The organism is Nonomuraea sp. NPDC050783, assembly GCF_040802095.1.
GTDB lineage: Bacteria > Actinomycetota > Actinomycetes > Streptosporangiales > Streptosporangiaceae > Nonomuraea.
Window position 1 is genome coordinate 145,823 of sequence record NZ_JBFAHK010000017.1, and the last position, 24,741, is coordinate 170,563.

Sequence of the window (24,741 nt, forward strand, 5' to 3'; positions counted from 1 at the left end):
TTTACCCCCTGGCTTCTCTATCCCCTACGTACCCCTCTCGACGCGCAGCGTCACCGGTCAGCTTCACCGGGCGACGCCGCCGGACGGGGACGTGCCGGGATAATCGTCGGCATGGCCGCTGAATCCGCCCAGACCCTGGAGCGCGGGCTCCGCCTGCTCCGGCTGCTCGCCGACGGCAAGGGCGGGCGCACCCCGACGGAGCTGGCGGGCGAGCTGGGGCTGAGCCGTCCCGTGGTGTACCGGCTGCTGACCACGCTGATGAGCGAGGGGTTCGTGCGCCGCGACGCCGAGGGGCGGGTCCACCTGGGGTTCGGCGTGCTGGTGCTGGCGCGGGCGGTGCAGCCGCTGCTGCGGGCGGCGGCGGTGCCGACGCTGCGGCGGCTGGCCGAGGAGGTGGGCGCGACCGCCCACCTGACCGTGGCCGAGGGCGACGACGGGCTGGCCGTGGCGGTGGTGGAGCCGTCCTGGACGGACATGCACGTGGCCTACCGGGAGGGCTCGCGGCATCCGCTGGCGCTGGGCGCGGCCGGCCGGGCGATCCTGGCGCTGCGCGAGGGGCGGGGTGACTACTTCGTCACGGAGGGGCAGTTGCAGGAGGGGGCGCGAGGCGTCGCCGCGCCGGTCGGCGGCCTGCCGTGGCTGGAGGCGTCGGTGGGGGTGGTGACGTTCGGGCCGCTGGAGGAGTCCACGGGGCCGCGCGTCGTGGCGGCCGCCGCCGAGCTGTCGGCGGCCCTGGGTTGACATCCGACGGCCCATGACGGACGGTATTCACACATAGAGGACACATACGTCCGATAGTCGGACAGCCATGGAGGGCCGGGATGCCGTACTACCGGGTCGTGGGAGAGGTGCCGCGCAAGCGCCACGTGCAGTTCAGGCGTCCGGACGGCGGGCTCTACGCCGAGGAGCTGATGGGCGAGGAGGGCTTCTCGTCCGACTCCTCGCTGCTCTACCACCGCCACCTGCCGACCGCCATCGTCAAGGCCGAGGCCGTCGAGCCGGCCTCCGGCGGCGCGCGCCTGGAGCCCAACCTGCCGCTGTCGCCGCGCCATTTCCGCACGCGGGAGCTCTCCAGCGCGGGCGACCTGGTCGCCGGGCGCATGGCGCTGGCGGGCAACGCCGACGTCCGGTTGTCGTACGCCACCAGCGACCGGCCCAGCGAGCTCTACCGCAACTCGATGGGCGACGAGTGCGTGTACGTCCAGAGCGGCCGGGTGCGCTTCGAGTCCACCTACGGCGCGATCGAGGCCGGCGAGGGCGACTACGTCGTCATCCCGACCGGCACCATCCACCGCTGGGTGCCGCACGGCCCGGTCAACGTGCTGGCCATCGAGGCGGCCGGGCACATCAGGCCGCCCAAGCGCTACCTGTCGCAGTACGGCCAGTTCCTGGAGCACGCGCCCTACTGCGAGCGCGACCTGCGCGCCCCCGCCGAGCCGCTGCTCGCCGAGGGCGAGGAGGTGCCGGTGCTGGTGCGCACGCGCGGCGGGCTGACCCGGCTGGTCTACCGCCACCACCCGTTCGACGTGGTGGGCTGGGACGGCTACCTGTACCCGTTCGCGTTCAACATCAACGACTTCGAGCCGGTGGTGAAGAAGACGCACGCGCCGCCGCCGGTGCACCAGACGTTCGAGGGGCCGGGGTTCGTGGTGTGCTCGTTCTGCCCGCGGCCGCTCGACTACCACCCGGAGGCCGTGCCGATCCCGTACAACCATCACAACGTGGACTCCGACGAGTTCATGTTCTACGTGGGCGGCGACTACTCGGCGCGCAAGGGCTCGGGCATCGACGTCGGCTCGATCTCGCTGCACCCGGCCGGGTTCACGCACGGGCCGCAGCCCGGCGCGGTGGAGGCGGTCATCGACGCGGTCGCCAAGGGCGTCACCACCACGAGCGAGATGGCCGTCATGGTCGACACCTTCCGCCCGCTCGACCTCGGCCAGGCCGCGCTGGCCTGCGAGGACCCCGGCTACGCCTGGACGTGGGCCCGATGAGCGCCACCCTGTACGCCGCGCTGGTGGACGACGCGGGGCTGTTCCCGCCCACGTCCCTGCACATGGACGAGGCGCTCGCCCGCAACCGGCGCGACCTGGAGAGCGGCGACCCGGTGCTCACGCACCGCTTCCTGTGCCCGGCCGGCCGCCTGGAACGGCTGCGCGACCAGGAGCACCGGCCGCGCCGCGTCGGCCTCATCCTGGACGCCGAGACCCTGGACGCCACGATCTCCCGCGCCCGGCCGCTGCCCGGCTTCGGCGACCTGCCGGTCGACCTGGTCGAGACGCCGCTGCCGGCGGGCATGGCGGTCCGCGAGCTGGCCGAGCGGCTGGACCTGCCCGCGGGCGTACGCCTGTTCGCCGAGGTCGAGCCGCGCAAGCCGGCCCCCGACCTGCCCGAGGGCACGGGGCTGAAGGTGCGCTGCGGCGGGCCGAGCGCCGAGGCGTTCCCGCCGGTGGAGCACCTGGCGCTGTTCATCAGGTCCTGCGTGGACCACGACGTGCCGTTCAAGGCGACGGCCGGGCTGCACCACGCGGTGCGGCACTTCGACCCCTCGCTCGGCGTGGACCGGCACGGGTTCCTCAACCTGCTGCTGGCCGTGTGCGAGGCGGTCGAGGGGCGCGACCCGGCCCACGTCCTGCGCACGACCGACGTGGGGCACCTGGTGCGGATGGCGCGCGAGGTGCCCGAGGAGACCGCCAAGCGGGCGCGGCGGCTGCTGGTGAGCTACGGCTCGTGCAGCACCCACACGCCCGTCGAGGACCTGCGTACGCTGGGGCTGCTGGAGGAGGACCGGTGAGCTGGGGGATCGACAACCTGCCCTACGGGGTCTTCTCGGCCCCCGGGCAGCCGCCCCGGGTCGGGGTGCGTTACGGCGACCGGGTGCTCGACCTGACCGCCGCGCTGCACGACGAGGTGTTCGCGGCGCCGTCGCTCAACCCGTTCATGGCCAGGGGCCCGGCGGCCTGGCGGGACACCCGGGCGCTCATCCGCGAGAAGCTGACCAACGACCTGCCGGTCACCGAGCCGCACCTGCTCCCGCTGGAGCAGGTGAAGCTGCACATGCCGTTCGAGGTGGCCGACTACGTCGACTTCTACTGCTCCCTTGAGCACGCGAGCAACGTCGGCCGCATGTTCCGGCCGGACGCCGAGCCGCTGATGCCCAACTGGCGGCACCTGCCGGTCGGCTACCACGGCAGGTCGGGCACGGTCGTGGTGTCCGGCACGCCGGTGCGGCGGCCCAGCGGGCAGCTCGGCGCCGGCGAGTTCGGGCCGTGCAGGAAGCTGGACGTCGAGGCGGAGCTGGGCTTCGTGATCGGCGTGCCGACCGAGATGGGCACGCCCGCCGGGGCGTTCGAGGATCACGTGTTCGGGGTGACGCTGGTCAACGACTGGAGCGCGCGCGACATCCAGTCCTGGGAGTACCGGCCGCTCGGGCCGTTCCTGGCCAAGTCGTTCGCCACGTCGGTCTCGCCGTGGGTGACGCCGCTGGAGGCGCTGCCCCGGATCCCGGGGCGGGCCCAGGACCCCGAGCCGCTGCCCTACCTGCGCAGGAAGGCCGACTGGGGGCTGGACCTCACCGTCGAGATCCTGCTCAACGGCGAGGTCGTCGCCCGGCCGCCGTACGCGGCGATGTACTGGACGCCCGACCAGATGCTGGCCCACCTGACCGTGAACGGCGCCTCGCTGCGCACCGGCGACCTGTTCGCCAGCGGCACGATCTCCGGGCCCGAGCGCGGCGAGCGCGGCTCGCTCATCGAGCTGACCTGGAACGGCACCGACCCGATCAAGCTGGCGAACGGCGAGACGCGCACGTTCCTGGAGGACGGCGACACCGTGACGATCCGGGCCACGGCCGGCGACCTGACTTTGGGGGAGGTGTCCGGAACCGTCGTATAGGTGACTCAAGGTGCTCGATCGGTGACCCGCCGCTATCCTGGGAGGCACCCTTCCCTCGGACAAGCAGGAGCTCCCTCTCATGCGGCGTGCCGCGATGCCTCGTCCCGCCCTCCTCCCGGTGTGGCTGGTGTGGCTGGCGTTCACCCTGTGCGGCTGCGGCCCGGTGACCGCCGAGACACCCGCCACGCCGCCGGTCGTGCAGATCGCGCCCGCCCTCGACAGCACCCATGCCCGGCCCGATCGTGGCCTGGTGATCCGGGCCTCCGGCGGCACGCTGACCAAGGTGACGGCGTACGCGGGCGGCGAGTCGGTGCCGGGGAGGCTCGACGCCGAGCGCCGGATCTGGCGCTCCGACTGGACACTCAAGCCCGCCACCGAATACACCGTGGCCGCCACCGCCAAGGGCGCGCGCGGCCCGGCCACGGTGGCGATGGGCCGCTTCCGCACCCGCCCGGCCGAGCAGACCCTCGGCATCGCCGCCACCACGCCGCTGCCCGGCGAGACCGTCGGCGTCGGCATGCCGGTCATCCTCGACTTCGACCGCCCCGTCGCCAACCGGGCGGCCGTCGAGCGGGCGCTGGAGGTCAGGGCGGGGCGCCCGGCCGCCGGCGCCTGGCACTGGGTCGGCGACACCCGGGTGGTCTACCGCACCCGCCGCTTCTGGGCCCCACGGCAGCGGGTCACCGTCACCGCCCACCTGGCCGGGGTGCGCCCGTCCGACGGCGTCTACGGAGCCGCCGACACCACCTTCGAGTTCATGGTCGGCCGCAGGCAGACCAGCGCGGTCGACACGCGTACGCACCAGATGACCGTCGAGCGCGACGGCCGCATCGCGCAGCGCATGGCCATCAGCGCCGGCATGGCCACCACCCGCGAATACACCACGACCAGCGGCATCCACCTGACGATGGACAAGGGAAACCCGGTCCGCATGGTCTCCCCCGGCCGGCAGAAGGGCGACCCCGGCTTCTACGACCTGCTCATCGACCACGCCGTCCGCATCTCCAACAGCGGCGAGTACGTCCACGCCAAGGACAACGTGTGGGCCCAGGGCCGTCAAAATGTCAGCCACGGCTGCGTCAACGCCCGCCCCGACCAGGCCGCCTGGTTCTACGCCACCTCGCTGCGCGGCGACCCGGTCACGATCACCGGCACCGACCGCCCGCTCGCATGGGACAACGGCTGGGGTTTCTGGCAGCTCCCCTGGGAGAGATGGATCCAGGGCAGCGCCCTGCGCGCGGCCGACCCCGCAGGTGAGAGGGTGCCGCGGCGGTGAATCGGGGATTACGGTAGAGGGAGGGGAACCACCCACCGAACGGGCCCGTTGTGTCAACAGGAGGGCCGGACATGGATGAATGGGTCATCTGGGTAATCCTCGCCGTCGTCCTCGGCGTGGCGGAGCTGTTCACCTTCACGGCGGCCCTCGGGCTGCTCGGCGCGGCCGCCCTCCTCACCGCCGCGACCGCCGCCATCGGGCTGCCCGTGCCCCTGCAGTTACTCTTCTTCGCCGCCGCCTCCGCGGCCGGCCTCGTGGTCGTCAGGCCGCTGGCCATGCGCCACGTCAAGCAGCCGCAGCTCCAGCGGTTCGGGGTCGAAGCCCTCGTCGGCAGGCCCGCCTACGTGATCTCGGACGTGACGGGGCGCGAGGGGCGCATCCGCGTCGGGGGCGAGGAGTGGTCGGCACGCGCCTACGACGAGACACTCGTGATCCCCGCGGGGGCCACCGTCGACATCATCGAGATCGAGGGGGCGACAGCCCTCGTATATCCCCGGGAGTAGGCATGGATCCGCTCTTGCTGGTCGGTATCTTCGTCATCCTGTTCGCCGTCTTCACCGTCCTCAAGGCCGTGCGGATCGTCCCGCAGGCCAGGGCACGCAACGTCGAGCGGCTCGGCCGCTACCACCGCACGCTCAAGCCCGGGCTCAACTTCGTCATCCCGTACATCGACCGGGTCTATCCCGTGATCGACCTGCGCGAGCAGGTGGTGTCCTTCCGCCCGCAGCCGGTCATCACCGAGGACAACCTGGTCGTCGAGATCGACACGGTCCTCTACTTCCAGGTCACCGACCCGCGGGCGGCCGCGTACGAGATCGCCAACTACATCCAGGCCGTCGAGCAGCTCACCGTCACCACGCTGCGCAACGTCGTCGGCTCGATGGACCTGGAGAAGACGCTGACCTCGCGCGACACCATCAACAGCCAGTTGCGCGGGGTGCTCGACGAGGCCACCGGCAAGTGGGGCATCCGCGTCAACCGCGTCGAGATCAAGGCCATCGACCCGCCCAAGACCATCAAGGACGCGATGGAGAAGCAGATGCGGGCCGAGCGTGACAAGCGCGCCGCCATCCTGACCGCCGAGGGCCAGCGCCAGTCGCAGATCCTCACGGCCGAGGGCGACAAGCAGAGCCGCATCCTGCGTGCCGAGGGCTCCAGGGCCGCCGCGATCCTGGAGGCCGAGGGCCAGTCGCGCGCCATTGACCAGGTCTTCCAGGCCGTCCACCGCAACGACCCCGACCCCAAGCTCCTGGCCTACCAGTACCTCCAGGTGCTGCCGCAGCTCGCGCAGGGCGAGGGCAACACGTTCTGGGTGATCCCGAGCGAGGTCACCTCGGCGCTGACGGGCGTGTCGAAGGCGTTCACCGAGGCGCTGCCGCGCTCGGCGGCCACGCGCGAGGAGACCGCGCCGGAGAGCTCGGCGGCCGAGGAGGACGCCGCCCGCGCGGCGGAGGCCGCCGCCGAGGCCGTCGCCGACGCCCAGGAGGCCGACCCCAAGGGCCCCCGCCAGCTCACCCCGGGCGTCCAGGAGCCGTCCCCCTTCCCCGACCTGGACCGCAAGCCCACCGAGGCCGAACGCTGACCCACCCGCCGGCGGCCCGGCGTTCCCGCGCGGGACGCCGGGCCGCCGCGGGTCGGTGGGTGAGTGAGTCAGCGTTCGGCTTCGGTGGTGGCGATGCCGAGCAGCCAGGGCCGCAGCGAGCCGCCCTCGGGGTCGATCCGGCCGCGCAGCCGCCACACCTCCAGGAACGTCAGCGCCATCACGTCCTCGGCGGCCGGCCAGCCGGCGGTCAGGCGGAAGGCGTGGTTGTAGACGGACTTGGCGCAGGCGTCGAAGAGCTCGGCGAAGGCGGCCTGATCCCCGTCACGGATGCGGGCCCGTAGTGACATGTCCACACATGTCTACTGTCCGGGGGCGCTCCCCGGTTCCGTCTGCCCGTTCTCGAAGTACGCGGCCAGCTCCGGGTCGAGCGGCGGCACGTCGTACGGCATGCCGCCGTCGCGCAGCGACATCGTGGCCATGTAGCCGGCCGCCACGCTCATGCGCGCCGCCACCGGCGAGGTGTCGGTCGCCCCGCCCTCCCGGGCGAACCTGCTGAACTCGGCCACGATCTGGCCGTCCGCGCCGCCGTGCGTGCCCTGCGCGGGCGGCACCTTGTACGCGATGTCGCAGTCCTCCCGGTACCCGGTCGGCCCGGTGTTCCAGACCTTGACCGTGTCGCCCGGCCCGTCGCCGAAGTTCTCCAGCCGCCCCTCGGTGCCGATGACGGTGTAGTTGCGCACGTAGTCGGGCGAGAAGTGGCACTGCTGGTAGGCGGCGACGACGCCGTTGTCCAGGCGCATGTTCATCACCGAGACGTCCTCGACGTCCACCACGTGGTGCAGGTCGCGGCGGGCCGTCGGCGGCCACTCGTACTCGCGCAGCCAGCCCTCAGGGCGCGGGGTGCCGGGGGCGCGGCGCGGCAGGTCGCCGTGGACCGCGAGCTCGCCGAAGGCGTTGACCCTGGTCGTGTAGCCGCCGGCCAGCCAGTGGACGACGTCGAGGTCGTGGGCCGCCTTCTGCAGCAGCAGGCCGGTGGTGCGGGTGCGGTCGGCGTGCCAGTCCTTGAAGTAGTAGTCGCCGCCGTAGGAGATGAAGTGGCGCACCCAGACCGTCTTCGGCTCGCCGATGACGCCCTTGCGGATGATGTCGCGCATCAGCCGGACCACGCCCATGTGGCGCATGTTGTGACCGACGTACAGGCGGGTGCCGGTGCGGCGGGCGGCGCGCAGCACGGCGTCGCAGCCGTCCACCGTGATCGCCATCGGCTTCTCCAGGTAGACGGCCTTGCCGGCCTCCAGGCAGTCGATGGCGATGCGCTCGTGGGTGTCGTCGGGGGTGTTGACGATGACCGCGTCGAGGTCGGGGCGGTCGAGCAGGGCGCGGTAGTCCTCGGTCAGGAAGTCCGCCTGCTCGAAGAGCGCCGCCTGCCTCTTGAGCGCCGCGGGGTCGGAGTCGCAGAGTGCGGCCACGACCGAGCCGCCGCCGGGGCGGTGGGCGGCCAGGGCGATGGTGGTACGGAGGCCGAGGCCGATGACTCCAATGCGCAGATCGTTCACAAAGGGCCATTGTGCCTGTTCGCGCGGCGGCGTGAAGCGGAGCTGTGGGGGCACTTAAGAACTCCTCGATGGACACCTCGCGAGTGGAACGGGCACAGTGCGTTAGGTTCGACCTGGGGGGAGTGGGAGCCATGAAAGCGCTGGTCAAGGAGAGGGCCGAGCCCGGCCTGTGGCTGGTCGAGGTGCCGGAGCCGGAGCCCGGCCCGGGCGAGGTGAAGATCCGCGTGCTGCGCACCGGCATCTGCGGCACCGACCTGCACATCCGCAAGTACGACGACTGGGCCAGGCACACGCTGGCGCTGCCGCTCGTCGTCGGGCACGAGTTCTCCGGCCACGTGGTCGAGGTGGGGCCCGGCGTCGAGGACGTCGCCGTCGGCGACCTGGTCAGCGGCGAGGGCCACCTGGTCTGCGGCAAGTGCCGCAACTGCATGGCCGGCCGCCGCCACCTGTGCCGCAACACCGTCGGCCTCGGGGTCAACCGGGACGGCGCGTTCGCCGAATACCTCACCCTGCCCGCCGCGAACGTCTGGGTGCACCGCGTGCCGGTCGATCCCGACGTGGCGGCCATCTTCGACCCGTTCGGCAACGCCGTCCACACCGCGCTGTCCTTCCCCCTGGTCGGCGAGGACGTCCTGATCACCGGCGCCGGGCCGATCGGCCTGATGGCGGCGGCCGTCGCCACCCACGTCGGCGCGCGCAACGTGATGATCACCGACGTCAGCGACGAGCGGCTCGACCTGGCCGGCAAGCTCGGCGTCTCCTTCGCCCTCAACGTCTCCCGCTCCTCCATCGAGGAGGGCATGAGCCAGCTCCACATGCGCGAGGGCTTCGACGTCGGGCTGGAGATGTCCGGCAACCCGGCGGCCGTGCGGCAGATGATCGCGCACATGACGCACGGCGGGAAGATCGCCATGCTGGGGCTGCCCGCCGAGGAGTTCGCGATCGACTGGGCCACGGTGGTCACGTCCATGCTCACCATCAAGGGCATCTACGGCAGGGAGATGTTCGAGACCTGGTACAACATGTCCGTCCTGCTGGAGAAGGGCCTCGACCTGTCCCCGGTCATCACCGACCGCTTCTCCTACCGCGACTTCGACGCCGCCTTCGACACCGCGGCGAGCGGCCGCACCGGCAAGGTCATCCTGGATTGGAGCGCCTGATGTTCACGAACGTGCGCGAGCAGCTGCGTACGACACTCGACGAGATCACCGAGGCCGGGCTGCTCAAGCCCGAGCGGGTGATCGGCACCCCGCAGAGCGCCCAGGTCAGCGTGGCCGGGCGCGAGGTGCTGAACTTCTGCGCCAACAACTACCTGGGCCTGGCCGACAACCCCGAGGTGATCGCGGCGGCCAAGGACGCGCTGGACCGGTGGGGGTTCGGCATGGCGTCGGTACGCTTCATCTGCGGCACCCAGGAGGTGCACAAGGAGCTGGAGTCGCGGCTGTCGGACTTCCTCGGCATGGAGGACACCGTCCTTTACAGCTCGTGCTTCGACGCCAACGGCGGCGTCTTCGAGACCCTGCTCGACGCCCAGGACGCGGTGATCTCCGACGCGCTCAACCACGCCAGCATCATCGACGGCATCCGCCTGTCGAAGGCCCAGCGCCTGCGCTACGCCAACCGCGACATGGCCGAGCTGGAGGCCCGGCTGAAGGAGGCGTCCGACGCGCGCCGGCGGCTCATCGTCACCGACGGCGTGTTCTCGATGGACGGCTACCTCGCCCCGCTGCGCGAGATCTGCGACCTGGCCGACCGCTACGACGCCATGGTCATGGTGGACGACTCCCACGCCGTCGGCTTCGTCGGCCCCACCGGCCGCGGCACGCCCGAGCTGCACGGCGTCACCGACCGGGTCGACATCATCACCGGCACGCTGGGCAAGGCGCTCGGCGGGGCCAGCGGCGGCTACGTCGCGGCCCGCAAGGAGATCTGCGAGCTGCTGCGCCAGCGCTCGCGCCCCTACCTGTTCTCCAACTCGCTGGCCCCCGTCATCGCCGCCGCCTCGCTGCGCATCCTCGACCTGCTGGAGACCTCGAACGAGGCCCGCGAGCGGCTGCGCGCCAACACCGCCCGCTTCCGCGCGCGCATGACCGAGGCCGGCTTCGACATCCTGCCCGGCGACCACCCGATCGTGCCGGTCATGATCGGCGACGCGGCCGAGGCCGGGGCGATGGCCGAGCGCCTGCTGGACCTGGGCATCTACGTGATCGGCTTCTCCTACCCGGTGGTGCCGCACGGGCAGGCGCGCATCCGGGTGCAGCTCTCGGCCGCGCACGGCGAGCAGGACGTGGACCGGGCCGTGGCGGCCTTCGTCCAGGCACGGGGATGAGCGGAGGTCAGCGGGGCTGAGCGGAGGCAGGCGGGGGTAAGTATGCTCGCCCCGTGATAGACACGCGGCGGCTGCGCACGCTCCGTGCGGTGGCCGACCACGGCACGGTCACCGCCGCGGCGGCGGCGCTGCACCTCACCCCGTCCGCCGTGTCCCAGCAGCTCGTGGCGCTGGAGCACGAGGTGGGGCACCGGCTGTTCACCCGCGACGGGCGCGGCGTGCACCTCACGGCCGTCGGCCGGATCATGCTCGGCCACGCCAACGAGGTGCTCGCCCAGCTCGAACGCGCCCGGGCCGAGGTGGCGGCCTACACCGCGGGCGAGGCCGGCGAGGTCACCGTGGCCTGCTTCGCCACGGCGATCAGCGCCGTGCTCTCCCCCGCGATCGTCGCGCTGCGCGCGAGCGCGCCCGGCATCCAGGTGCGGGTCCTCGACGCCGAGGGCGACCAGGCCCTGGCCATGCTGCTGGACTCCGAGGCGGACCTGGCCGTCGCGGTCGAGTACCGGGGCGCGCCCGACGCCGCCGACCGCCGCCTGTCGCGGCTGCCGCTGTACGCCGAGCCGTTCGACCTGGTGCTGCCCCGCGACCATCCGCTGGCGGGCTCGGCCACGCTCGGGTCGTTGTCGGCCGAGACCTGGATCGGGCCCTACCCGGGCAATCCGGTCCACGACGTCATCACGTTCGCCTGCCAGCAGGCGGGCTTCACGCCCGACGTCGCCCACTGCTCCGACGACTTCCGCGCCGTGGTGGCGCTGGTCGGAGCGGGGGCGGGGGTGGCACTCGTACCGCGCCTGGCGCTACGGGACATGGCGCTGGGGGGCACGGCGCCGGGGGGCACGGCGCCGGGAGGCACGGCGCCGCGTGACCTGGCGCCGCGTGACCTGGCGCCGGGGGACCTGGCGCCGCGGGACCTGGCGCCGGCCGGTGTGGTGGTGCGCCGCACGCCGGGGCCCGCCGAGCGCCGCGTCTTCGCCGCCGTCCGCCGGGGCGCCGACTCCCATCCGGTCGTCCGGCCGCTGCTGTCGGCCCTGCGCGAGGTCGCCGCCCCGCTCGCCGTCACCCCTGACCCGGAGTAACCCCGGGGAGTGAGGTCGCTATCGTTGATCACCTCTTAGGACGAACCAGGAGGAACCCCCGAGTGGGCATGATCAAACGAAGCGCGACCCTCTCCCTCGGCCTGGCGGCCGCGCTGGCGGCGTCGGTGACCATGAGCGGACCGGCCGCGGCGGCGTCCACGCCCATCGAGGCGTGCGGCGGCGGCAGCTACCACGTCATCGACAGCCACGCCTACGGCTCCAGCGCCGTCACGTACCTGCTCTACAACGGCTCCAGCAACTGCGTGGTGACGTGGAAGACGGGCGCGGCGGGCAACAGCACGTACGTGCGCGCGGTGCTCTGGGTGTACGGCTCGCCGGGCCAGGTGAACGACGGCAACTTCCGCTACTACGCCGGCCCGGTCAAGGCGAGCGCGGCCGGCAAGTGCGTCAAGTGGGGCGGCACGTACGGCAGCACGTGGTGGGAGAGCGGCTGGGAGCACTGCGGCTGACCCCGCCACCTTCCCTCACACCTCGGCGCGGGCGAGCCGTACCGCCTCGGTGAAGCGGGCGTACCGGTCCAGCTCCTCCTCCACCGGCCGCACCACCAGGTCCTGGCTGACCTGGGCGATGGCCGCCCGCAGCGCCCTGGCCGTACGGCGGGCCCGGCGCCGGCCGCCCAGCCAGGCCAGCACCCGCGACAGCAGCGCGACCAGCACGCCCGCGAGCGCCCCGCCCGCCAGCAGGACCGTGGGCCACGGGATCGGGCCGGCGGTGGGGAGCGGCGGCTGCGGCAGGCGCAGGTAGTCCATCCCGAACAACACGCCCAGCCAGAGCGCGCCCGCCAGCATGGCCGCGAAGACCAGCCATTGCAGCGCGTTCACGGCGCTCCACCAGCGCGGGCGCCGGGTGGCGTCCAGGGAGGTGGTGGCGACGGCCCGGTCCACCGCGTCGGCCAGCTCGGCGGCGCGGGAGCGGGCCGCCTGGCGGACCGCCTGCCCCCAGGGGGCGGGCAGCCCGGTCGCGGCGGCCTCGCCGACGTCCCTGAGCGCGGTCTCGACCTGCGCCTGCTGCACGGCGGACGCGGCCGGCACGGACGTCCGACCGACGATCCCGGCCCCCTCACCCGAGCCACCCCGCCCCGAGCCGCCAGGCCCCGAGCCACCGGACCCTGGACCGCCAGGCCCGGAGCCGCTGAGCCCCGAGCCACCCTGTCCCGGACCACCCTGTCCCGAGCCGCTGAGACCCGGACCACCCTGTCCCGGACCACCCTGTCCCGAGCCGCTGAGACCCGGACCGCCGAGCGCCGGGCGGCGCGCCGCCGGGAGCTCGCCCCGCCTCCTCCCGGCGGGCATGGCGCCGAGGCGCAGCCGGCGCAGCGGGTCGGGCCGGAAGCGGCGCATCCAACGGGTGACCGGCCAGCCGGTCGCGACGACCGCCCGGTGCCGGTGCCCCTTCGCCACGGCCTCCACGACCAGCGGCACCCCGGCCGCCCGCGCCAGCGCCGCCGTCAGCTCCCGGTCCAGCCCCTTCGGCGCGACCGGGACGTCCTCCGCCTGCCCGTCCAGCCGGGCGGCGGCCGCGGTGACGTCGGCGGCCAGGCGGGCCGACCAGGACCTGCGGGCTGCGACCCGCTCGCCGAGCAGGGCACGCAGCTCGGGCAGCCCGGCCCCGGTGCGGGCCGAGACGGGCAGGACCGGGACGTCCGCCAGGCCGTCGTCGTCCAGCAGGCGGCGCAGGTCGCGCAGGCAGCGCTCGGCGGCCTGGGGCGGCAGGCGGTCCACCTGGTTGAGCACGACCAGCATCACGTCGCGGTGCCCGGCCAGCGGGCGCAGGTAGCGCTCGTGCAGCGCGGCGTCGGCGTACTTCTGCGGGTCCACCACCCACACCAGCAGGTCCACCAGCTCGACCAGGCGGTCCACCTCCAGGCGGTGGGACAGCCGGATGGAGTCGTGGTCGGGCAGATCAAGAAGAACGAGTCCTGACATGTCGGGATCGGTGGCGGAGTGGCGGCGCGGCACGTCCAGCCAGTCGAGCAGCGGCCCGGCGTTCTCCCCGTCCCAGAGCGCGGCCTGGGCCGTGGAGGTGGTGGGCCGGGTGACGCCGACGGCCGCCAGCTCCTCGCCGGCCAGCGCGTTGTAGAGGGACGACTTGCCGCTGCCGGTCGCGCCGGCCAGCGCGGCCACGGTGTGGTCGAGGGACAGCCCGCTGCGTGCCCCGGCCCGCTCGGCCACCGCCCGCGCGGCGGCCACCGGCTCCTCCGGCAGCCGTCCCTCGCCCAGGGCGGCCGCCTCCAGCAGCGCGGACACCCGCGTGTCGAGGGACGGGCCCTCCTTGCGCCGCAGCAGCTTCACCGGCTCTCCCCCTCGCGTCCAGGACCCGGCTGGACCGGCAGCTCCAGGGTGGTGGCCGGCAGCTCCGGGGTGGCGGCCGGCGCCGGAAGGGTGTGGCGCTGGGCGCGGACCTCGCCCAGTGCCGCCTCCAGCTCCGCCGCTGTGCCCGCCGGCGGCTCGACGGCCTCCAGGAGGGCGGTGAAGCGCGCGGCCTCCTCGGCCAGCAGGGCCTTGACCCGTTCGCGCAGGTCCTCGCGGGCCGTCACGGTCAGCGTACGGACGGCCTGGTCGCCGAAGACCGCCTCCAGCAGCTTCTGCGACAACACGCTGGTGCCGCCCGCGATGCCCACCTCGATCCCGGTCAGCCCGCCCGTGGAGGCGAAGACGGCCAGCATGAGCAGCAGGCCGGCCCCGTTCACCCCGAACGACGCCACCCGGGCCGCGGTCCGCCGCTCGCCGCCCTCGGCCCGCACCAGGTCCAGCACGAACTCCTGCCAGCCCCGCACCGCGGTCTCGGCCCGCTTGCCGAGGTCGGGCGAGGCCCGGCCGAGCCGCGCGGACTCGACGGCCCCGAGCCGGTCGAGCAGGCCCGCCCCGCCGGGCGCCGCCGACCAGCCCTCCAGCGCCCGCTCGGCGGCGCCGTCCGCGGCGCCCCTGATCAGCGCCTCGACGCCGGTCTCCAGGGCCTCCTTGAGCCGCGCCTCGGGCACCCGTCCCGTGAAGAACCCGACGATCCGGTCACGCAGCCAGCCCACCCGGCTCTCCAGGGAACGCATGAGGTCGCCGGTGCCGATGAAGTCCTGCCAGCGCGCCAGCACCTCGCCGCGCAGCAGCGAGCCGTCGCGGATGCCCTCGTCGAAGTCGGCCAGGCCGCCCGCGTACGCGCCCGACACGATCGAGCGCAGCCCCTCGAAGCCCGCCTGCTGCCGGGCGACGGCCGTGGCCAGGGCGGGCACCCGGGTCTCCAGGCTGTCGAGCGCGCCGGAGAGCGTCTGGCGCACCACGCGGGCCCGCTCGGCGGCGTCCTCGGCCAGGCCGCGCAGCCAGGCGACGACGGGCCGCACGGACTCCTCGGGCAGCCGCGCCTTCTCGCTCGGCAGGGCCGCCTCGGGGACGGTGAACAGCCGGGTGCCGTCGAGCCCGTTGGCGGCCAGCAGCCGGGCCAGGTCGCGGGCGACCGGCTCCACGGCCTCCGGCGGCACCCGGTCCAGGACGACCGCCAGCGCCGTGCTGCGCTCGCGGGCCGAGCGCAGGAAGCTCCACGGCACCTCGTCGGCGTAGCGGGCGGCGGTGGTGACGAACAACCACAGGTCGGCGGCGGCCAGGAGCTGCGCGGCCAGCTCCCGGTTGGCGGTGACGACGGAGTCGATGTCGGGCGCGTCGAGCAGCGCCAGCCCGGCCCCGAGCGCGCCGGAGGTCACCACGCGCAGCGCCCCCGGCCCCTCGCCGGTGGCGCGCGACAGGCCGGGCAACACGTTCTGCCCCATGAACCAGGGCCGGTCGGCCGGGTTGACCACGAGCGTGGGCGTCAGCGTGGTGGGCCGCAGCACGCCCGGCTCGGCCACGTCCGCGCCGACCAGCGAGTTGACCAGCGTGGACTTGCCCGCGCCGGTGGAGCCGCCGACCACGGCGAGCAGCGGCGCGTCCAGCGCCCGCAGCCGCGGCAGCAGGTAGTCGTCGAGCTGCCCGGTCAGCTCGCGCAGGGCACGCCGATCCGCCGCCGCCTCGCCGATCGCCAGCGGGAACAGCTCGCGGTCCAGCGGCCGGCGCAACGCCTCCAACGCGCCCAGCAGGTCCATACGCCACACGCTACCCACGCAGAGCCCGCTTCACCGGTCACAGCGATGCCGGAGGACGAAGTACAGACCTCCCTCGGAGGCCGGCTCGTACTCGCCGCAGCAGGACGTCCTCCGAACCCGCAAGTACGGGCACCGGGATACGTACCGCTCCCACCGGATGTCGCTCACAGCGGGCCGGTGCGAGAACGCGCGTTGTGCAGCAGGACCACCTGCCACACCTGCCCGAGGTCGTCCTCACGCTCGATCTCCCAGGCTGGGTACGTGTGACGCAGCGTCGCGAGCTGCCGGTCCGTCCAGTCCTGCAGAAGCTCGGCCCGTGCGGCCTCTCCGCCCGAGTAGGGGTTTTGTTCCACGCAGGTCACTCCTCCTTCGATACGGGACCACGGATGAGGGGTGATTCACTCGGAGCGTCACCACGCGGAAGCGGTACGGTGGCATGCCGGCGGCGCCTTGGATCTCGATCTCGGTGGAGGACCTCATGTCGGACACGGGCTGGGCCAGCGTCTCCACCCCTTACGTGCGGCCCCGCCGCCCGGGCGACCGTGACGCCTGGACGGAAGAAGCTGAAGCCCACGGTCATGCCGGGACGAATCAACTGCTCGGTGTGGAGGAGATCCGCCCGCCGCGGGCGGTGGCCGACGTCCTGGGGCTCGGCACCGGACTCGCCGAGGCCCGTAAGATCCCCGGCGGAGCCGTCACCCTGCTGGCCGAGCTCGGCTTCCGGCCGCACAAGGTCGAGGAGCGGATCACCGCCCGTCCCCCGGCGGAGCCCGAGCGGGCGGCCCTCGGCCTCGGCCCGCTGGACTGGGTCCTGGTCCTCACCAGGGTCTCGCGGACGAGCGCCGGGACACCGTACGAGGCCGCCGTGATGACGATGATCGCCGACGGGCGCGAACTGCGGTACGAGATGACCATCGGCAAGGAGATCTGACACCTTGGCAAGGCGCCCCGACCCACGTCCTCGTCACCAGCAGATCGCGGCGGAGCTGCGAGCCGAGATCATGTCCGGTGCGCTGCGGCCGGGCGAGCGGCTGCCCTCGACGCCGCTGCTGGTCACCCGGTTCGAGGCGGCGAACGCGACGATCCAGCGAGCCCTTCAGTCCCTGAAGGACGAGGGCTTCGTACGCGGTCATGCCGGCAAGGGGGTGTTCGTCCGGGAACGCCGGCAGTTCGTCGTCGAGGCCACCGCCTACAAGCCGCCGGCCACGGGTGGTTACGGCTACGAGCTGCTCCAGGTGGGCGAGACGACACCGCCGCATGACGTCGCGGCGGCACTGGCCACGCCCGACGGCGAGAGCGTCATCCTGCGTCACCGCCTGATGCTGCACGACGGTGAGCCGGTGGAGCTGTCGTGGTCGTACTATCCGCTCGACATCGCCGCCGGCAGCCCCTTGGGCGGCTGCGGGAAGATCCCCGGCGGCGCGCCCCGGGCACTCGCGGACCTCGGCTTCCCGGAGCGGCGCTTCGAGGACCGGATCTCCGTACGGCAGCCGACCGTCGATGAGGCCGAAGGTCTCGACCTGCCCGCGGACGTGCCCGTCTTCCGGCAGTTCCGCGTGGTCTACAGCGACTCCCAGCGGCCGGTCGAGGTCTCGATCCTGGTCAAGGGCGGCCATCTGTACGAGCTGTCGTACGCCGGTCAGCCGGAGGAGGGCGGCTCGCGGAGGACGTAGCCGACGCTGCGGAGGGTGTGGATGAGCCGGGGCTCCACGTCGTCCACCTTGCGCCGCAGGTAGGACACGTACGACTCCACGACGCCCGCGTCCCCGCCGAAGTCGTAGTTCCAGACGTGGTCGAGGATCTGCGCCTTCGACAGCACCCGCCCGGCGTTGACCATGAAGTAGTGCAGCAGCTTGAACTCGGTAGGCGACAGGCGCACCTGGCGCCCGGCCCGCCACACCTCGCGGGCGTCCTCGTCCAGCTCCAGGTCGGCGACCTTGAGGCGGCTGGCGGGGGCGCCCTCGGTGCGGGTGCGCCGCAGCACGGCGCGGATGCGGGCCTGCACCTCCTCCAGGCTGAACGGCTTGGTCACGTAGTCGTCGCCCACCCGCAGTCCGGCGATCTTGTCCTCGGTGGCGTCGCGGGCGGTCAGGAAGAGCACCGGCGCGTCGATGCGCCTGGCGACCTCCAGGCCGTCCAGGTCGGGCAGCATCACGTCGAGCACGACCAGGTCGGGCGAGACGCGCTCGGCCACCTCGACGGCCTCCTGACCGTCGGCGGCGGTCAGCACCTCGAATCCGGAGAAGCGCAGGCTGGCGGAGAGCAGATCCCTGATGCTGGGCTCGTCGTCCACCACCATGATCAGCGCCTCGGGTCTCGTCACCTACTTAGAGTGACAAAGCGACCTGAGGGTTAGCTGAAGGGTCACTCCAAGGCGAGTGGGAGTTCCACGCGGAAGGTGGAGCCGTTCTCGACGGTGCTGGTCACGGTGACCTCGCCGCCGTGGGCCTCGACGAGCGCCTGCACGATGGCCAGGCCCAGGCCGCTGCCCCGGTCCTCGGCGGAGCGGCGGCGGGAGCGGGCGGAGTCGGCCCGGTAGAAGCGCTCGAAGACCCGCTCGACCTGCTCGGGGGTGAGGCCGGGCCCGTGGTCGGCGACCTCCAGGAAGACCTTCTCCGTGCCCGCCCCGACCCGGACGATGATCGGCGAGCCCGGCTCGGTGTGGACGATGGCGTTGGTGACCAGGTTGCTGACGACCTGGCGCAGGCGGACCTCGTCGCCGGAGACGATCAGGGCCGCGCCGCCGACCACGTCCAGCTTGATCGTCCGGTCGGGGGCGATGATGCGGGCGTCCTGGACGGCGTCGGCGGCCAGGGCCAGCATGTCCACCGGGCGCATCCGCAGCGGCCGCTGCTGGTCCACCCTGGCCAGCAGGAGCAGGTCGTCCACCAGCAGGCTCATCCGGCCCGCGGCCTTCTCCACGCGCTGCATCAGCTCGATGGGGTCGGCGCCGGGGTTCTGGCGGGCGTACTCGGCGAAGCCGCGGATGGAGGTGAGCGGGGTGCGCAGCTCGTGGGAGGCGTCGCCGACGAACTGGCGCATGCGGTCCTCGGAGCGGCGGGCCGCCTCCTCGGAGGCCGAGCGGGCGGCGAAGGCGGTCTCGATCTGGGCCAGCATGCCGTTGATCGACCTGGCCAGGCTGCCGACCTCGGTGCGGGGGTCGCCGTCGGGGACCCGCCGGCCCAGCTCGCCGGCGGCGATGGCCTCGGCGGTGCGCTTGATCTGGCCGAGCGGCCGCATGCTGCGCCGTACGATGGTGACGCCCACGACGGCCAGGATGAGCAGGCTGCCGCCGCCGCCCAGCAGCTCGATGAGCACCAGCCGCCTGGTGATCGCGTCGACCTCCTCCAGGTCCACCGCGACGACGAGCGAGGTGCGCCGCACCTGGCTCTCCAGCACCCGCCACTCGCCGTCGCCGCTGGCCGCGCGGGCGGTGTAGGCGTCGGCGCCGGGCGCGGACGACAGCACCGGCTTGGGCTTGAGGTCCACGTCGCGGTCGTCGAGCATGGGCACGAACGTGCCGCCGGGCTCCTTGACCAGGACGATCGCGTCGGACTCGATGAGGATGGGCCGCTCGGGGGTCTCCCTGTCCTTGCGCCAGTCGTTGACGACCTTCTTGTGCATGCGCTCGGTGAGCAGGTGGAGCTGGCCGTCCACCCGGTCGAGGAGGTAACCGTGCAGCACCGACACGCTGACCAGGCCGATGAAGACCATGCCGAAGCCGAGCAGCGCCAGCATGGACGCCATCAGCTTGATCCTCAGCGGCAGCCGGCGCATCAGGAGCTCGGTGGCAGGCGCAGCACGTATCCCACGCCCCGCAGGGTGTGGATGAGGCGGGGACTGCGGTTGTCGATCTTGCGGCGCAGCACGGACACGTACGACTCGACGATGCCCACCTCGCCCCGGAAGTCGTAGTCCCACACGTGGTCGAGGATCTGCGGCTTGGACAGGACGCGGCCGGCGTTCGTCATGAAGTAGCGCAGCAGCTTGAACTCGGTGGGCGACAGCGCCACGGCGGTGCCGCCGCGCCACACCTCGTGGCTCTCCTCGTCCAGCTCGATGTCGGCGAACGTCAGCCGGGGCGGCGCGGCCGGCTGGTCGCCGCTGGTGCGGCGGAGCACCGCGTGGATGCGCGCGACGACCTCCTCCAGGCTGAACGGCTTGGTCACGTAGTCGTCGCCGCCGATGGTGAGGCCGCGGATCTTGTCCTCGGTCTCGTCGCGGGCGGTCAGGAACACCACCGGCGTGTGCAGCCCGCCGCCGCGCAGCCGCTTGACGATCTCGAAACCGTCCAGGTCGGGCAGCATGACGTCGAGCACGACGAGGTCGGGACGGTGCCGTTGCACGGCGGCGACGGCGTCGAGGCCGTTCCTGGCCGTGGTCACGTCGAAACCCGCGAACCTCAGGCTCGCGGCGAGGAGTTCGAGGATGTTGGGGTCGTCCTCGACGATCAGCAGGCGTGATTCCATCACCACAAGGATGCCCTTATCGGACGAGTGCTGGGACAATTCCCGCAATATGCCTGGCGATCGCCAGACTGGACGTCGCGGCAGGAGACGGGGCGTTGCGTACCAGGACCACGTTGCCGTGCACGTCCACCACGAAGTCGTCCACCAGCCGGCCGTCCCTGGCCACGGCCTGCGCGCGGACGCCGCCGGGGGCGCGGACGAGGTCGGCGGCGCCCAGCTCGGGCACGTAGCGGCGGGCGGCCCGGACGAAGGCCCCTTTGACCAGGCTGCCGTGGATCTCCTTGAGCCCGGTGCGCCAATGTTGCCGGGCCATGCGCAACGTTCCCGGCCAGCCAAGAATTTGCCGGACATTTCCCATTTTGCGGCGGTTGTAGCCCTCGTACGCGAGCGCCAGCACGGCGTTCGGCCCCACCAGCACCTCGCCGCCGACCGTCCGGGTCAGGTGCACGCCCAGGAACGGGTACCGCGGATCGGGCACCGGATAGATCAGCCCGCGCACCAGCTCCCTGGCCACGCCCTTGAGCGCGTAGTACTCGCCGCGGAACGGGACGATCCGCACCTCCCCCGGATGCCCCGTCATGGCGGCCACCGCGTCCGTGCCGAGGCCGCCGCAGACCACCAGGCGGTCGAAGGTGAAGGTCCGCCGGGCGGCCAGCACCTGGACGCCGCCCGCCCGCTCGCGGACCGCGCGCACCGGGTGCCCGAGGCGTACGGACCCGCCCAGCTCCGCCACGTCCCTGGCGAGGCGGCGGGCCACGGCGGGGAAGTCGCAGATCGCGGTGTGCGGCGAGTGGACCGCGGCGACGCCGACCGCGTGCGGCTCGATCTCGCGCAGGCCCAGCGCGTCCAGCTCGGCGATGCCCGGCACGCCGTTGGCGCGCGCCCGCGCGGCCAGCTCGGCCAGCCGCGCCCGCTCGGCGCGGGTGCTCGCCACGACGAGCTTGCCCACCTCCTCGTACGGCAGCCCGTGCTCTGCGCAGTACTCCTTGAGCAGCGCCACGCCCTCCCGGCACAGCCTGGCCTTGAGCGAGCCCGGCGGGTAGTAGATGCCCGCGTGCACGACGCCGCTGTTGTGCCCGGTCTGGTGGGCGGCGACGCCGTCCTCCTTCTCCAGCACCGTCACCTCGGCGCCGCGGGTGGCGGCGAGCTCGCGCGCCACGGCCAGCCCGACGATCCCGGCGCCCACGATCCCGATCTTCTCCGTCACACGACGATTTTCCCGGCTTACCGGCCGTTCCCGCCATATCCCAGCGACGACCCCGGCATCAATCCGCGCGCCCCGAACCCATGCCCCCCGAATCCGTGCGCCCCGCATCCATGCGCACTGCCGCCACCAGCTCCGCCATCGTCCCGACGGCCGGGTGCTCGCCCCCGGGATGCGCGCCGGTGTCGTCACTCCTGAAGAGGATCGTCCGCATGCCCAGCGAGCGCGCCGGATCCAGGTTGGCGGGACGGTCGTCCACGAGCACCACCTCCCCGGCGGCGACGCCCATCGCGTCCAGCACCGCCAGGTAGGCGGCCGGATCGGGCTTGCGGGCCCGCAGGTCGGCGCTGACGAACCAGCGCCGGATGCGCTCCTCCAGCCCGAAGCGGCGGCGGACCAGCGCCGACCAGGGCGCGGTGTCGTTGCTCAGGCAGACCGGCTCCAGCCCGTCGGCCACCAGCTCGGCCAGCGCCCGCGGCACGCCGCCGGTGAGCCGGTGCCGCCGGCAGTAGTGCTCGTCGCGCCCCTCCCCCGCCAGCCCGGCGAAGGCCCAGAACTCGTCCGTCGTCATGCCGCCCAGCGTGGCCGTGCGGTAGGCGTGCCGGATCTCCCGCTCGCCGCGCCCGCAGCCGTGGGCACGCAGGTAGGGGATCAGCACCCGCCCCTGGACGTCGCCGTCCCGGTACAGGACGCCCATCGCGTCGAGGACGATCACCTTCGGCCGGATGGTCACTCCACCCTGTATACCGCAAATCGAACGTGAGTACGATGGCCTCATGTACCTCCCACCGGAGTGGCCCGCCGAGGTGCGCCCGCCCAGCGTCCCCGACTGGGAGAGCTCGGCGGTCGCCTGGCTGCTCGACGCGGTGCCGCCCGACTACCGCGCGTACGAGGTGCTCCGCCGCCATCCGGTGGCGCTGGCCAGCATGGCCCGCCACCACGTCCGGTCGGCCGTCGAGGCGGCCCGCGCCGGCTACCGCGCCGCCGCCCTCGACCTCAAGGGCCACCTGCCCCCGCACGCCGTGGAGGCGGTGCTCGACACCTACCGGCAGGAGGGCCCGCGCCTGGTGCGGCTGTCGCGGTCGGTCGAGGCGGTGGAGCGGGCGCTGCGCGGCGACCTGTTCACCGCGACCATGCGGAACGAGCGCTGACGCCGGAGAGGCGGCCGGTCAGGCGGTGCGGCGGGCGATGAAGGTGATTACCCCGATGGCCGTCAGCGCCGCCGCGAGCCACACCAGCACGTCCTTCCACGACAGCCCGCTGTCGGTCGTCTCCGACGCCGCCCGCGGCTCGGCCCTCGTGGGGCTGGGGGTGGGCGTGGCGCTCCCGGCGGTGGCGGCGGCGGTGGCGCGGGCGGGCAGCGGCACCCGGTAGACCGGGCTCTTCGGCCCCTCGCTGCCGGTGAGCAGGGCCTTGCCGTCCGCGGTGTACGCGATCGACTCGGCCTGCCGCAGCTCCGGCATCGTCACCCTGGCGAGCTGCTCGCCGGACGGCTTGTAGAGGGTGGCGGAGAAGTAGGTGCGGATGACGTAGGAGGAGCCGTCGGGCGCGTAGGCCGCGTCGGTGGCCATGACGGGGGCGGCGGCGGAGCCGACCTTGCGCAGCACGTTGGTGCGGTCGGCGCGCAGCTTGCGCGGCGCGGCGTAGACCCCGCCCGCGAACTCCTTCGACACCACGTACAGCCGCCCGGTGCGCGGATCGACCATGATGCCCTCGGCGTTGCGGGCGCCGTCGGCGTAGCGGAAGCGGTAGCGGACGGCGGGCAGCGTGGCGTCGCCGATCGTGCGCGGCTCCATGACCTTGTAGACGGACACGTCGGGCCAGGCGCCGTCGAGGTTGTCGCCGATGTCGGCGAACCACAACACGCCGCGCCCGGTCCGCGGGTCCTTGGTGGCGGCCATCGCCTCCCAGTCGCGGGCCTGCGCGCCGCGTACCTGGTAGGTGGCGCGCGTCCGGCCGTCGCCGTCCACGGCGTAGAACGTCGGGGCGGCGGAGCTGTCGTTGTGGGTGTAGTAGACGCCCTCGTGCGTCGGCGAGACGGCGAGCCCGCTGGACTCGGTGATCCTCGGGTCCTGGAACGTGAAGAGCTTGCGCGCCCTCTCGTCGTCGCCGCCCGCGGCCGCCTGGGCGGGCGCGGTGGCGAGGCAGCACGTCGCCGCCACGGCGGCCAGCAATCGGATCACGACATCCCCCACGCCGCCATCATGCCCCACCGGCGTGCCGGGAGGCGTCTGGCCTGGAGCGCGCTCCAGGTCTTTAGGGTGGAAGTCATGGACTATGTCAACCTCGGACGCAGCGGCCTCGCGGTCAGCCCCCTGTGCCTCGGCACCATGAACTTCGGCCCGCAGACCTCGGAGGAGGACTCCTTCGCGATCATGGATCGGGCCCTGGAGCTGGGCATCAACTTCTTCGACACCGCCAACGTCTACGGCTGGAAGCTGGGCGAGGGCATCACCGAGAACATCGTCGGCCGGTGGTTCGCCCAGGGCGGCGGGCGGCGCGAGAAGACCGTCATCGCGACCAAGCTGTACGGCAAGATGAGCGACTGGCCCAACGACCAGAAGCTGTCGGCGCTCAACATCCGCCGGGCCTGCGACGCCTCGCTCAAGCGCCTGCAGACCGACTACATCGACATCTACCAGGCTCACCACATCGACCGGGACACCTCGTTCGACGAGTTCTGGGAGGCGATGGAGGTCCTGCGCCAGCAGGGCAAGATCATCTACGCCGGCTCCTCGAACTTCGCCGGCTGGCACATCGCCAAGGCTCAGGAGACCGCCGCCCGGCGCGGTTTCTTCGGCCTGGTCAGCGAGCAGTCCCACTACAACCTGCTCACCCGCGCGGTCGAGCTGGAGGTGCTGCCCGCCTGCGAGGACTACGGGCTCGGCGTGATCCCGTGGAGCCCGCTGGCCGGCGGCCTGCTGGGCGGCGTGCTGCGCAAGATCGACAAGGGCCGCTCGGCGAGCGACCAGATGATCAGGGAGCTGGAGAAGCACCGCGACAAGATCGAGGCGTACGAGAAGCTCTGCGACGAGCTGGGCGAGGACCCCGCGCATGTGGGCCTGGCCTGGCTGCTCAAGCAGCGGGCGGTCACCGCGCCGATCATCGGCCCGCGCACGCTGGAGCAGCTCGAAGGCAGCATGCGCACGCTGGAGATCGAGCTGGACGACGCCGTGCTGGCCCGCCTCGACGAGATCTTCCCCGGCCACCGGACGGCCCCTGAGGACTACGCCTGGTAGGGCTCAGGTCAGCAGCGCGCCGAGCACCACGATCAGCAGGAGCAGGCCGAGCACCAGGGGCAGCA

At 72.9% G+C, this 24,741-nt stretch carries 26 protein-coding genes; 15 read left to right on the forward strand and 11 right to left on the reverse strand.

Annotated features, from left to right (window positions below):
- Nucleotides 1-111: 111 nt before the first annotated feature.
- The 7 genes from AB0H75_RS35620 to AB0H75_RS35650 all read left to right on the forward strand — a co-directional run bounded on the left by AB0H75_RS35620 (nucleotide 112) and on the right by AB0H75_RS35650 (nucleotide 6,752).
- Nucleotides 112-741, forward strand: a complete 630-nt coding sequence (locus AB0H75_RS35620) for an IclR family transcriptional regulator (RefSeq protein WP_367804045.1) — start codon at nucleotides 112-114, stop codon at nucleotides 739-741.
- Nucleotides 742-821: 80 nt separating this feature from the next.
- Complete coding sequence (locus AB0H75_RS35625) at nucleotides 822-1,994, forward strand: homogentisate 1,2-dioxygenase (protein WP_367804046.1); 1,173 nt, start codon at nucleotides 822-824, stop codon at nucleotides 1,992-1,994.
- Entirely contained in the window at nucleotides 1,991-2,794 is an 804-nt protein-coding gene (locus AB0H75_RS35630; RefSeq protein WP_367804047.1) for a hypothetical protein, read from the forward strand. Before AB0H75_RS35625 ends, AB0H75_RS35630 begins: the two co-directional genes overlap by 4 nt.
- Nucleotides 2,791-3,894, forward strand: a complete 1,104-nt coding sequence (gene fahA, locus AB0H75_RS35635; protein WP_367804048.1) for a fumarylacetoacetase — start codon at nucleotides 2,791-2,793, stop codon at nucleotides 3,892-3,894. Before AB0H75_RS35630 ends, fahA begins: the two co-directional genes overlap by 4 nt.
- 79 nt (nucleotides 3,895-3,973) lie before the next feature.
- A complete protein-coding gene (locus AB0H75_RS35640; protein ID WP_367804049.1) occupies nucleotides 3,974-5,170 on the forward strand; it encodes an Ig-like domain-containing protein in 1,197 nt (398 codons plus the stop codon).
- Between the two features lie 71 nt (nucleotides 5,171-5,241).
- On the forward strand, nucleotides 5,242-5,673 hold the full coding sequence (locus tag AB0H75_RS35645; protein ID WP_367804050.1) for an NfeD family protein: 432 nt from the start codon (nucleotides 5,242-5,244) through the stop codon (nucleotides 5,671-5,673).
- Nucleotides 5,674-5,675: 2 nt separating this feature from the next.
- Nucleotides 5,676-6,752: an SPFH domain-containing protein gene (locus AB0H75_RS35650; RefSeq protein ID WP_367804051.1), complete on the forward strand. Its 1,077-nt coding sequence runs from the start codon at nucleotides 5,676-5,678 to the stop codon at nucleotides 6,750-6,752.
- Between the two features lie 68 nt (nucleotides 6,753-6,820).
- Here the strand turns inward: AB0H75_RS35650 and AB0H75_RS35655 are convergent, their stop codons facing one another.
- Nucleotides 6,821-7,060 (reverse strand): RNA polymerase sigma factor, encoded by a 240-nt coding sequence (locus AB0H75_RS35655; protein ID WP_367804052.1) that lies wholly within the window; start codon nucleotides 7,058-7,060, stop codon nucleotides 6,821-6,823.
- Nucleotides 7,061-7,072: 12 nt separating this feature from the next.
- The gene (locus AB0H75_RS35660; RefSeq protein WP_367804053.1) at nucleotides 7,073-8,269 is read right to left on the reverse strand and encodes a Gfo/Idh/MocA family protein; all 1,197 of its coding nucleotides are present in this window, start codon (nucleotides 8,267-8,269) and stop codon (nucleotides 7,073-7,075) included.
- A 131-nt stretch (nucleotides 8,270-8,400) separates the two neighbouring features.
- Here AB0H75_RS35660 and tdh point away from each other — a divergent pair, with 131 nt between their 5' ends.
- The 4 genes from tdh (at nucleotide 8,401) to AB0H75_RS35680 (ending at nucleotide 12,144) form a co-directional block, all read left to right on the forward strand.
- Complete coding sequence (tdh, locus tag AB0H75_RS35665; protein ID WP_367804054.1) at nucleotides 8,401-9,429, forward strand: L-threonine 3-dehydrogenase; 1,029 nt, start codon at nucleotides 8,401-8,403, stop codon at nucleotides 9,427-9,429.
- Complete coding sequence (locus tag AB0H75_RS35670; RefSeq protein WP_367804055.1) at nucleotides 9,429-10,598, forward strand: glycine C-acetyltransferase; 1,170 nt, start codon at nucleotides 9,429-9,431, stop codon at nucleotides 10,596-10,598. Before tdh ends, AB0H75_RS35670 begins: the two co-directional genes overlap by 1 nt.
- Nucleotides 10,599-10,651: 53 nt before the next feature.
- A complete protein-coding gene (locus AB0H75_RS35675) occupies nucleotides 10,652-11,674 on the forward strand; it encodes a LysR family transcriptional regulator (RefSeq protein WP_367804056.1) in 1,023 nt (340 codons plus the stop codon).
- Between the two features lie 68 nt (nucleotides 11,675-11,742).
- On the forward strand, nucleotides 11,743-12,144 hold the full coding sequence (locus AB0H75_RS35680) for a hypothetical protein (protein ID WP_367804057.1): 402 nt from the start codon (nucleotides 11,743-11,745) through the stop codon (nucleotides 12,142-12,144).
- Nucleotides 12,145-12,159: 15 nt separating this feature from the next.
- Here AB0H75_RS35680 and AB0H75_RS35685 read toward each other — a convergent pair whose 3' ends face one another.
- From AB0H75_RS35685 to AB0H75_RS35695, 3 genes are all read right to left on the reverse strand, one after another.
- The gene (locus tag AB0H75_RS35685; RefSeq protein ID WP_367804058.1) at nucleotides 12,160-13,986 is read right to left on the reverse strand and encodes a YfjP family GTPase; all 1,827 of its coding nucleotides are present in this window, start codon (nucleotides 13,984-13,986) and stop codon (nucleotides 12,160-12,162) included.
- Nucleotides 13,983-15,764 (reverse strand): ABC transporter, encoded by a 1,782-nt coding sequence (locus tag AB0H75_RS35690; protein ID WP_367804059.1) that lies wholly within the window; start codon nucleotides 15,762-15,764, stop codon nucleotides 13,983-13,985. Before AB0H75_RS35690 ends, AB0H75_RS35685 begins: the two co-directional genes overlap by 4 nt.
- Nucleotides 15,765-15,928: 164 nt before the next feature.
- Nucleotides 15,929-16,117, reverse strand: a complete 189-nt coding sequence (locus tag AB0H75_RS35695; RefSeq protein WP_367804060.1) for a hypothetical protein — start codon at nucleotides 16,115-16,117, stop codon at nucleotides 15,929-15,931.
- A 125-nt stretch (nucleotides 16,118-16,242) separates the two neighbouring features.
- Here AB0H75_RS35695 and AB0H75_RS35700 point away from each other — a divergent pair, with 125 nt between their 5' ends.
- Both AB0H75_RS35700 and AB0H75_RS35705 read left to right on the forward strand, forming a co-directional pair.
- Nucleotides 16,243-16,695, forward strand: coding sequence for a UTRA domain-containing protein (locus tag AB0H75_RS35700; protein ID WP_367804061.1), 453 nt, complete (start codon nucleotides 16,243-16,245; stop codon nucleotides 16,693-16,695).
- A gap of 4 nt (nucleotides 16,696-16,699) precedes the next feature.
- Nucleotides 16,700-17,437, forward strand: coding sequence for a GntR family transcriptional regulator (locus tag AB0H75_RS35705; protein ID WP_367804062.1), 738 nt, complete (start codon nucleotides 16,700-16,702; stop codon nucleotides 17,435-17,437).
- On the opposite strand, the gene AB0H75_RS35710 is transcribed toward AB0H75_RS35705, so the two are convergent.
- The 5 genes from AB0H75_RS35710 to AB0H75_RS35730 all read right to left on the reverse strand — a co-directional run bounded on the left by AB0H75_RS35710 (nucleotide 17,404) and on the right by AB0H75_RS35730 (nucleotide 22,170).
- Nucleotides 17,404-18,063: a response regulator transcription factor gene (locus AB0H75_RS35710; RefSeq protein ID WP_367804130.1), complete on the reverse strand. Its 660-nt coding sequence runs from the start codon at nucleotides 18,061-18,063 to the stop codon at nucleotides 17,404-17,406. The genes AB0H75_RS35705 and AB0H75_RS35710 overlap by 34 nt on opposite strands.
- A gap of 65 nt (nucleotides 18,064-18,128) precedes the next feature.
- Complete coding sequence (locus AB0H75_RS35715; protein ID WP_367804063.1) at nucleotides 18,129-19,511, reverse strand: sensor histidine kinase; 1,383 nt, start codon at nucleotides 19,509-19,511, stop codon at nucleotides 18,129-18,131.
- 29 nt (nucleotides 19,512-19,540) lie between these two features.
- A complete protein-coding gene (locus tag AB0H75_RS35720) occupies nucleotides 19,541-20,233 on the reverse strand; it encodes a response regulator transcription factor (protein WP_367804064.1) in 693 nt (230 codons plus the stop codon).
- A gap of 16 nt (nucleotides 20,234-20,249) precedes the next feature.
- Nucleotides 20,250-21,440, reverse strand: a complete 1,191-nt coding sequence (gene lhgO, locus AB0H75_RS35725) for an L-2-hydroxyglutarate oxidase (RefSeq protein ID WP_367804065.1) — start codon at nucleotides 21,438-21,440, stop codon at nucleotides 20,250-20,252.
- 58 nt (nucleotides 21,441-21,498) lie between these two features.
- Nucleotides 21,499-22,170, reverse strand: a complete 672-nt coding sequence (locus AB0H75_RS35730; RefSeq protein ID WP_367804066.1) for an HAD family hydrolase — start codon at nucleotides 22,168-22,170, stop codon at nucleotides 21,499-21,501.
- Between the two features lie 43 nt (nucleotides 22,171-22,213).
- Here AB0H75_RS35730 and AB0H75_RS35735 point away from each other — a divergent pair, with 43 nt between their 5' ends.
- Entirely contained in the window at nucleotides 22,214-22,588 is a 375-nt protein-coding gene (locus AB0H75_RS35735) for a hypothetical protein (protein ID WP_367804067.1), read from the forward strand.
- 18 nt (nucleotides 22,589-22,606) lie between these two features.
- Here the strand turns inward: AB0H75_RS35735 and AB0H75_RS35740 are convergent, their stop codons facing one another.
- On the reverse strand, nucleotides 22,607-23,632 hold the full coding sequence (locus tag AB0H75_RS35740) for a hypothetical protein (RefSeq protein ID WP_367804068.1): 1,026 nt from the start codon (nucleotides 23,630-23,632) through the stop codon (nucleotides 22,607-22,609).
- A 75-nt stretch (nucleotides 23,633-23,707) separates the two neighbouring features.
- On the opposite strand from AB0H75_RS35740, the gene AB0H75_RS35745 reads away from it, so the two are divergent.
- Nucleotides 23,708-24,676 carry an aldo/keto reductase gene (locus AB0H75_RS35745; protein ID WP_367804069.1) on the forward strand — a complete coding sequence of 323 codons (969 nt, stop codon included), beginning with the start codon at nucleotides 23,708-23,710 and terminating at the stop codon, nucleotides 24,674-24,676.
- Nucleotides 24,677-24,741: the final 65 nt, after the last annotated feature.

Coding starts and splice junctions, on each gene's coding strand:
- AB0H75_RS35620 (WP_367804045.1), top strand. CDS start 112: ATGGCCGCTGAATCCGCCCAGACCCTGGAGCGCGGGCTCCGCCTGCTC.
- AB0H75_RS35625 (WP_367804046.1), top strand. CDS start 822: ATGCCGTACTACCGGGTCGTGGGAGAGGTGCCGCGCAAGCGCCACGTG.
- AB0H75_RS35630 (WP_367804047.1), top strand. CDS start 1,991: ATGAGCGCCACCCTGTACGCCGCGCTGGTGGACGACGCGGGGCTGTTC.
- AB0H75_RS35640 (WP_367804049.1), top strand. CDS start 3,974: ATGCGGCGTGCCGCGATGCCTCGTCCCGCCCTCCTCCCGGTGTGGCTG.
- AB0H75_RS35645 (WP_367804050.1), top strand. CDS start 5,242: ATGGATGAATGGGTCATCTGGGTAATCCTCGCCGTCGTCCTCGGCGTG.
- AB0H75_RS35650 (WP_367804051.1), top strand. CDS start 5,676: ATGGATCCGCTCTTGCTGGTCGGTATCTTCGTCATCCTGTTCGCCGTC.
- AB0H75_RS35655 (WP_367804052.1), bottom strand. CDS start 7,060: ATGTCACTACGGGCCCGCATCCGTGACGGGGATCAGGCCGCCTTCGCC.
- tdh (WP_367804054.1), top strand. CDS start 8,401: ATGAAAGCGCTGGTCAAGGAGAGGGCCGAGCCCGGCCTGTGGCTGGTC.
- AB0H75_RS35670 (WP_367804055.1), top strand. CDS start 9,429: ATGTTCACGAACGTGCGCGAGCAGCTGCGTACGACACTCGACGAGATC.
- AB0H75_RS35680 (WP_367804057.1), top strand. CDS start 11,743: ATGATCAAACGAAGCGCGACCCTCTCCCTCGGCCTGGCGGCCGCGCTG.
- AB0H75_RS35690 (WP_367804059.1), bottom strand. CDS start 15,764: ATGGACCTGCTGGGCGCGTTGGAGGCGTTGCGCCGGCCGCTGGACCGC.
- AB0H75_RS35700 (WP_367804061.1), top strand. CDS start 16,243: ATGTCGGACACGGGCTGGGCCAGCGTCTCCACCCCTTACGTGCGGCCC.
- AB0H75_RS35710 (WP_367804130.1), bottom strand. CDS start 18,063: ATGGTGGTGGACGACGAGCCCAGCATCAGGGATCTGCTCTCCGCCAGC.
- AB0H75_RS35715 (WP_367804063.1), bottom strand. CDS start 19,511: ATGGCGTCCATGCTGGCGCTGCTCGGCTTCGGCATGGTCTTCATCGGC.
- AB0H75_RS35720 (WP_367804064.1), bottom strand. CDS start 20,233: ATGGAATCACGCCTGCTGATCGTCGAGGACGACCCCAACATCCTCGAA.
- AB0H75_RS35735 (WP_367804067.1), top strand. CDS start 22,214: ATGTACCTCCCACCGGAGTGGCCCGCCGAGGTGCGCCCGCCCAGCGTC.
- AB0H75_RS35745 (WP_367804069.1), top strand. CDS start 23,708: ATGGACTATGTCAACCTCGGACGCAGCGGCCTCGCGGTCAGCCCCCTG.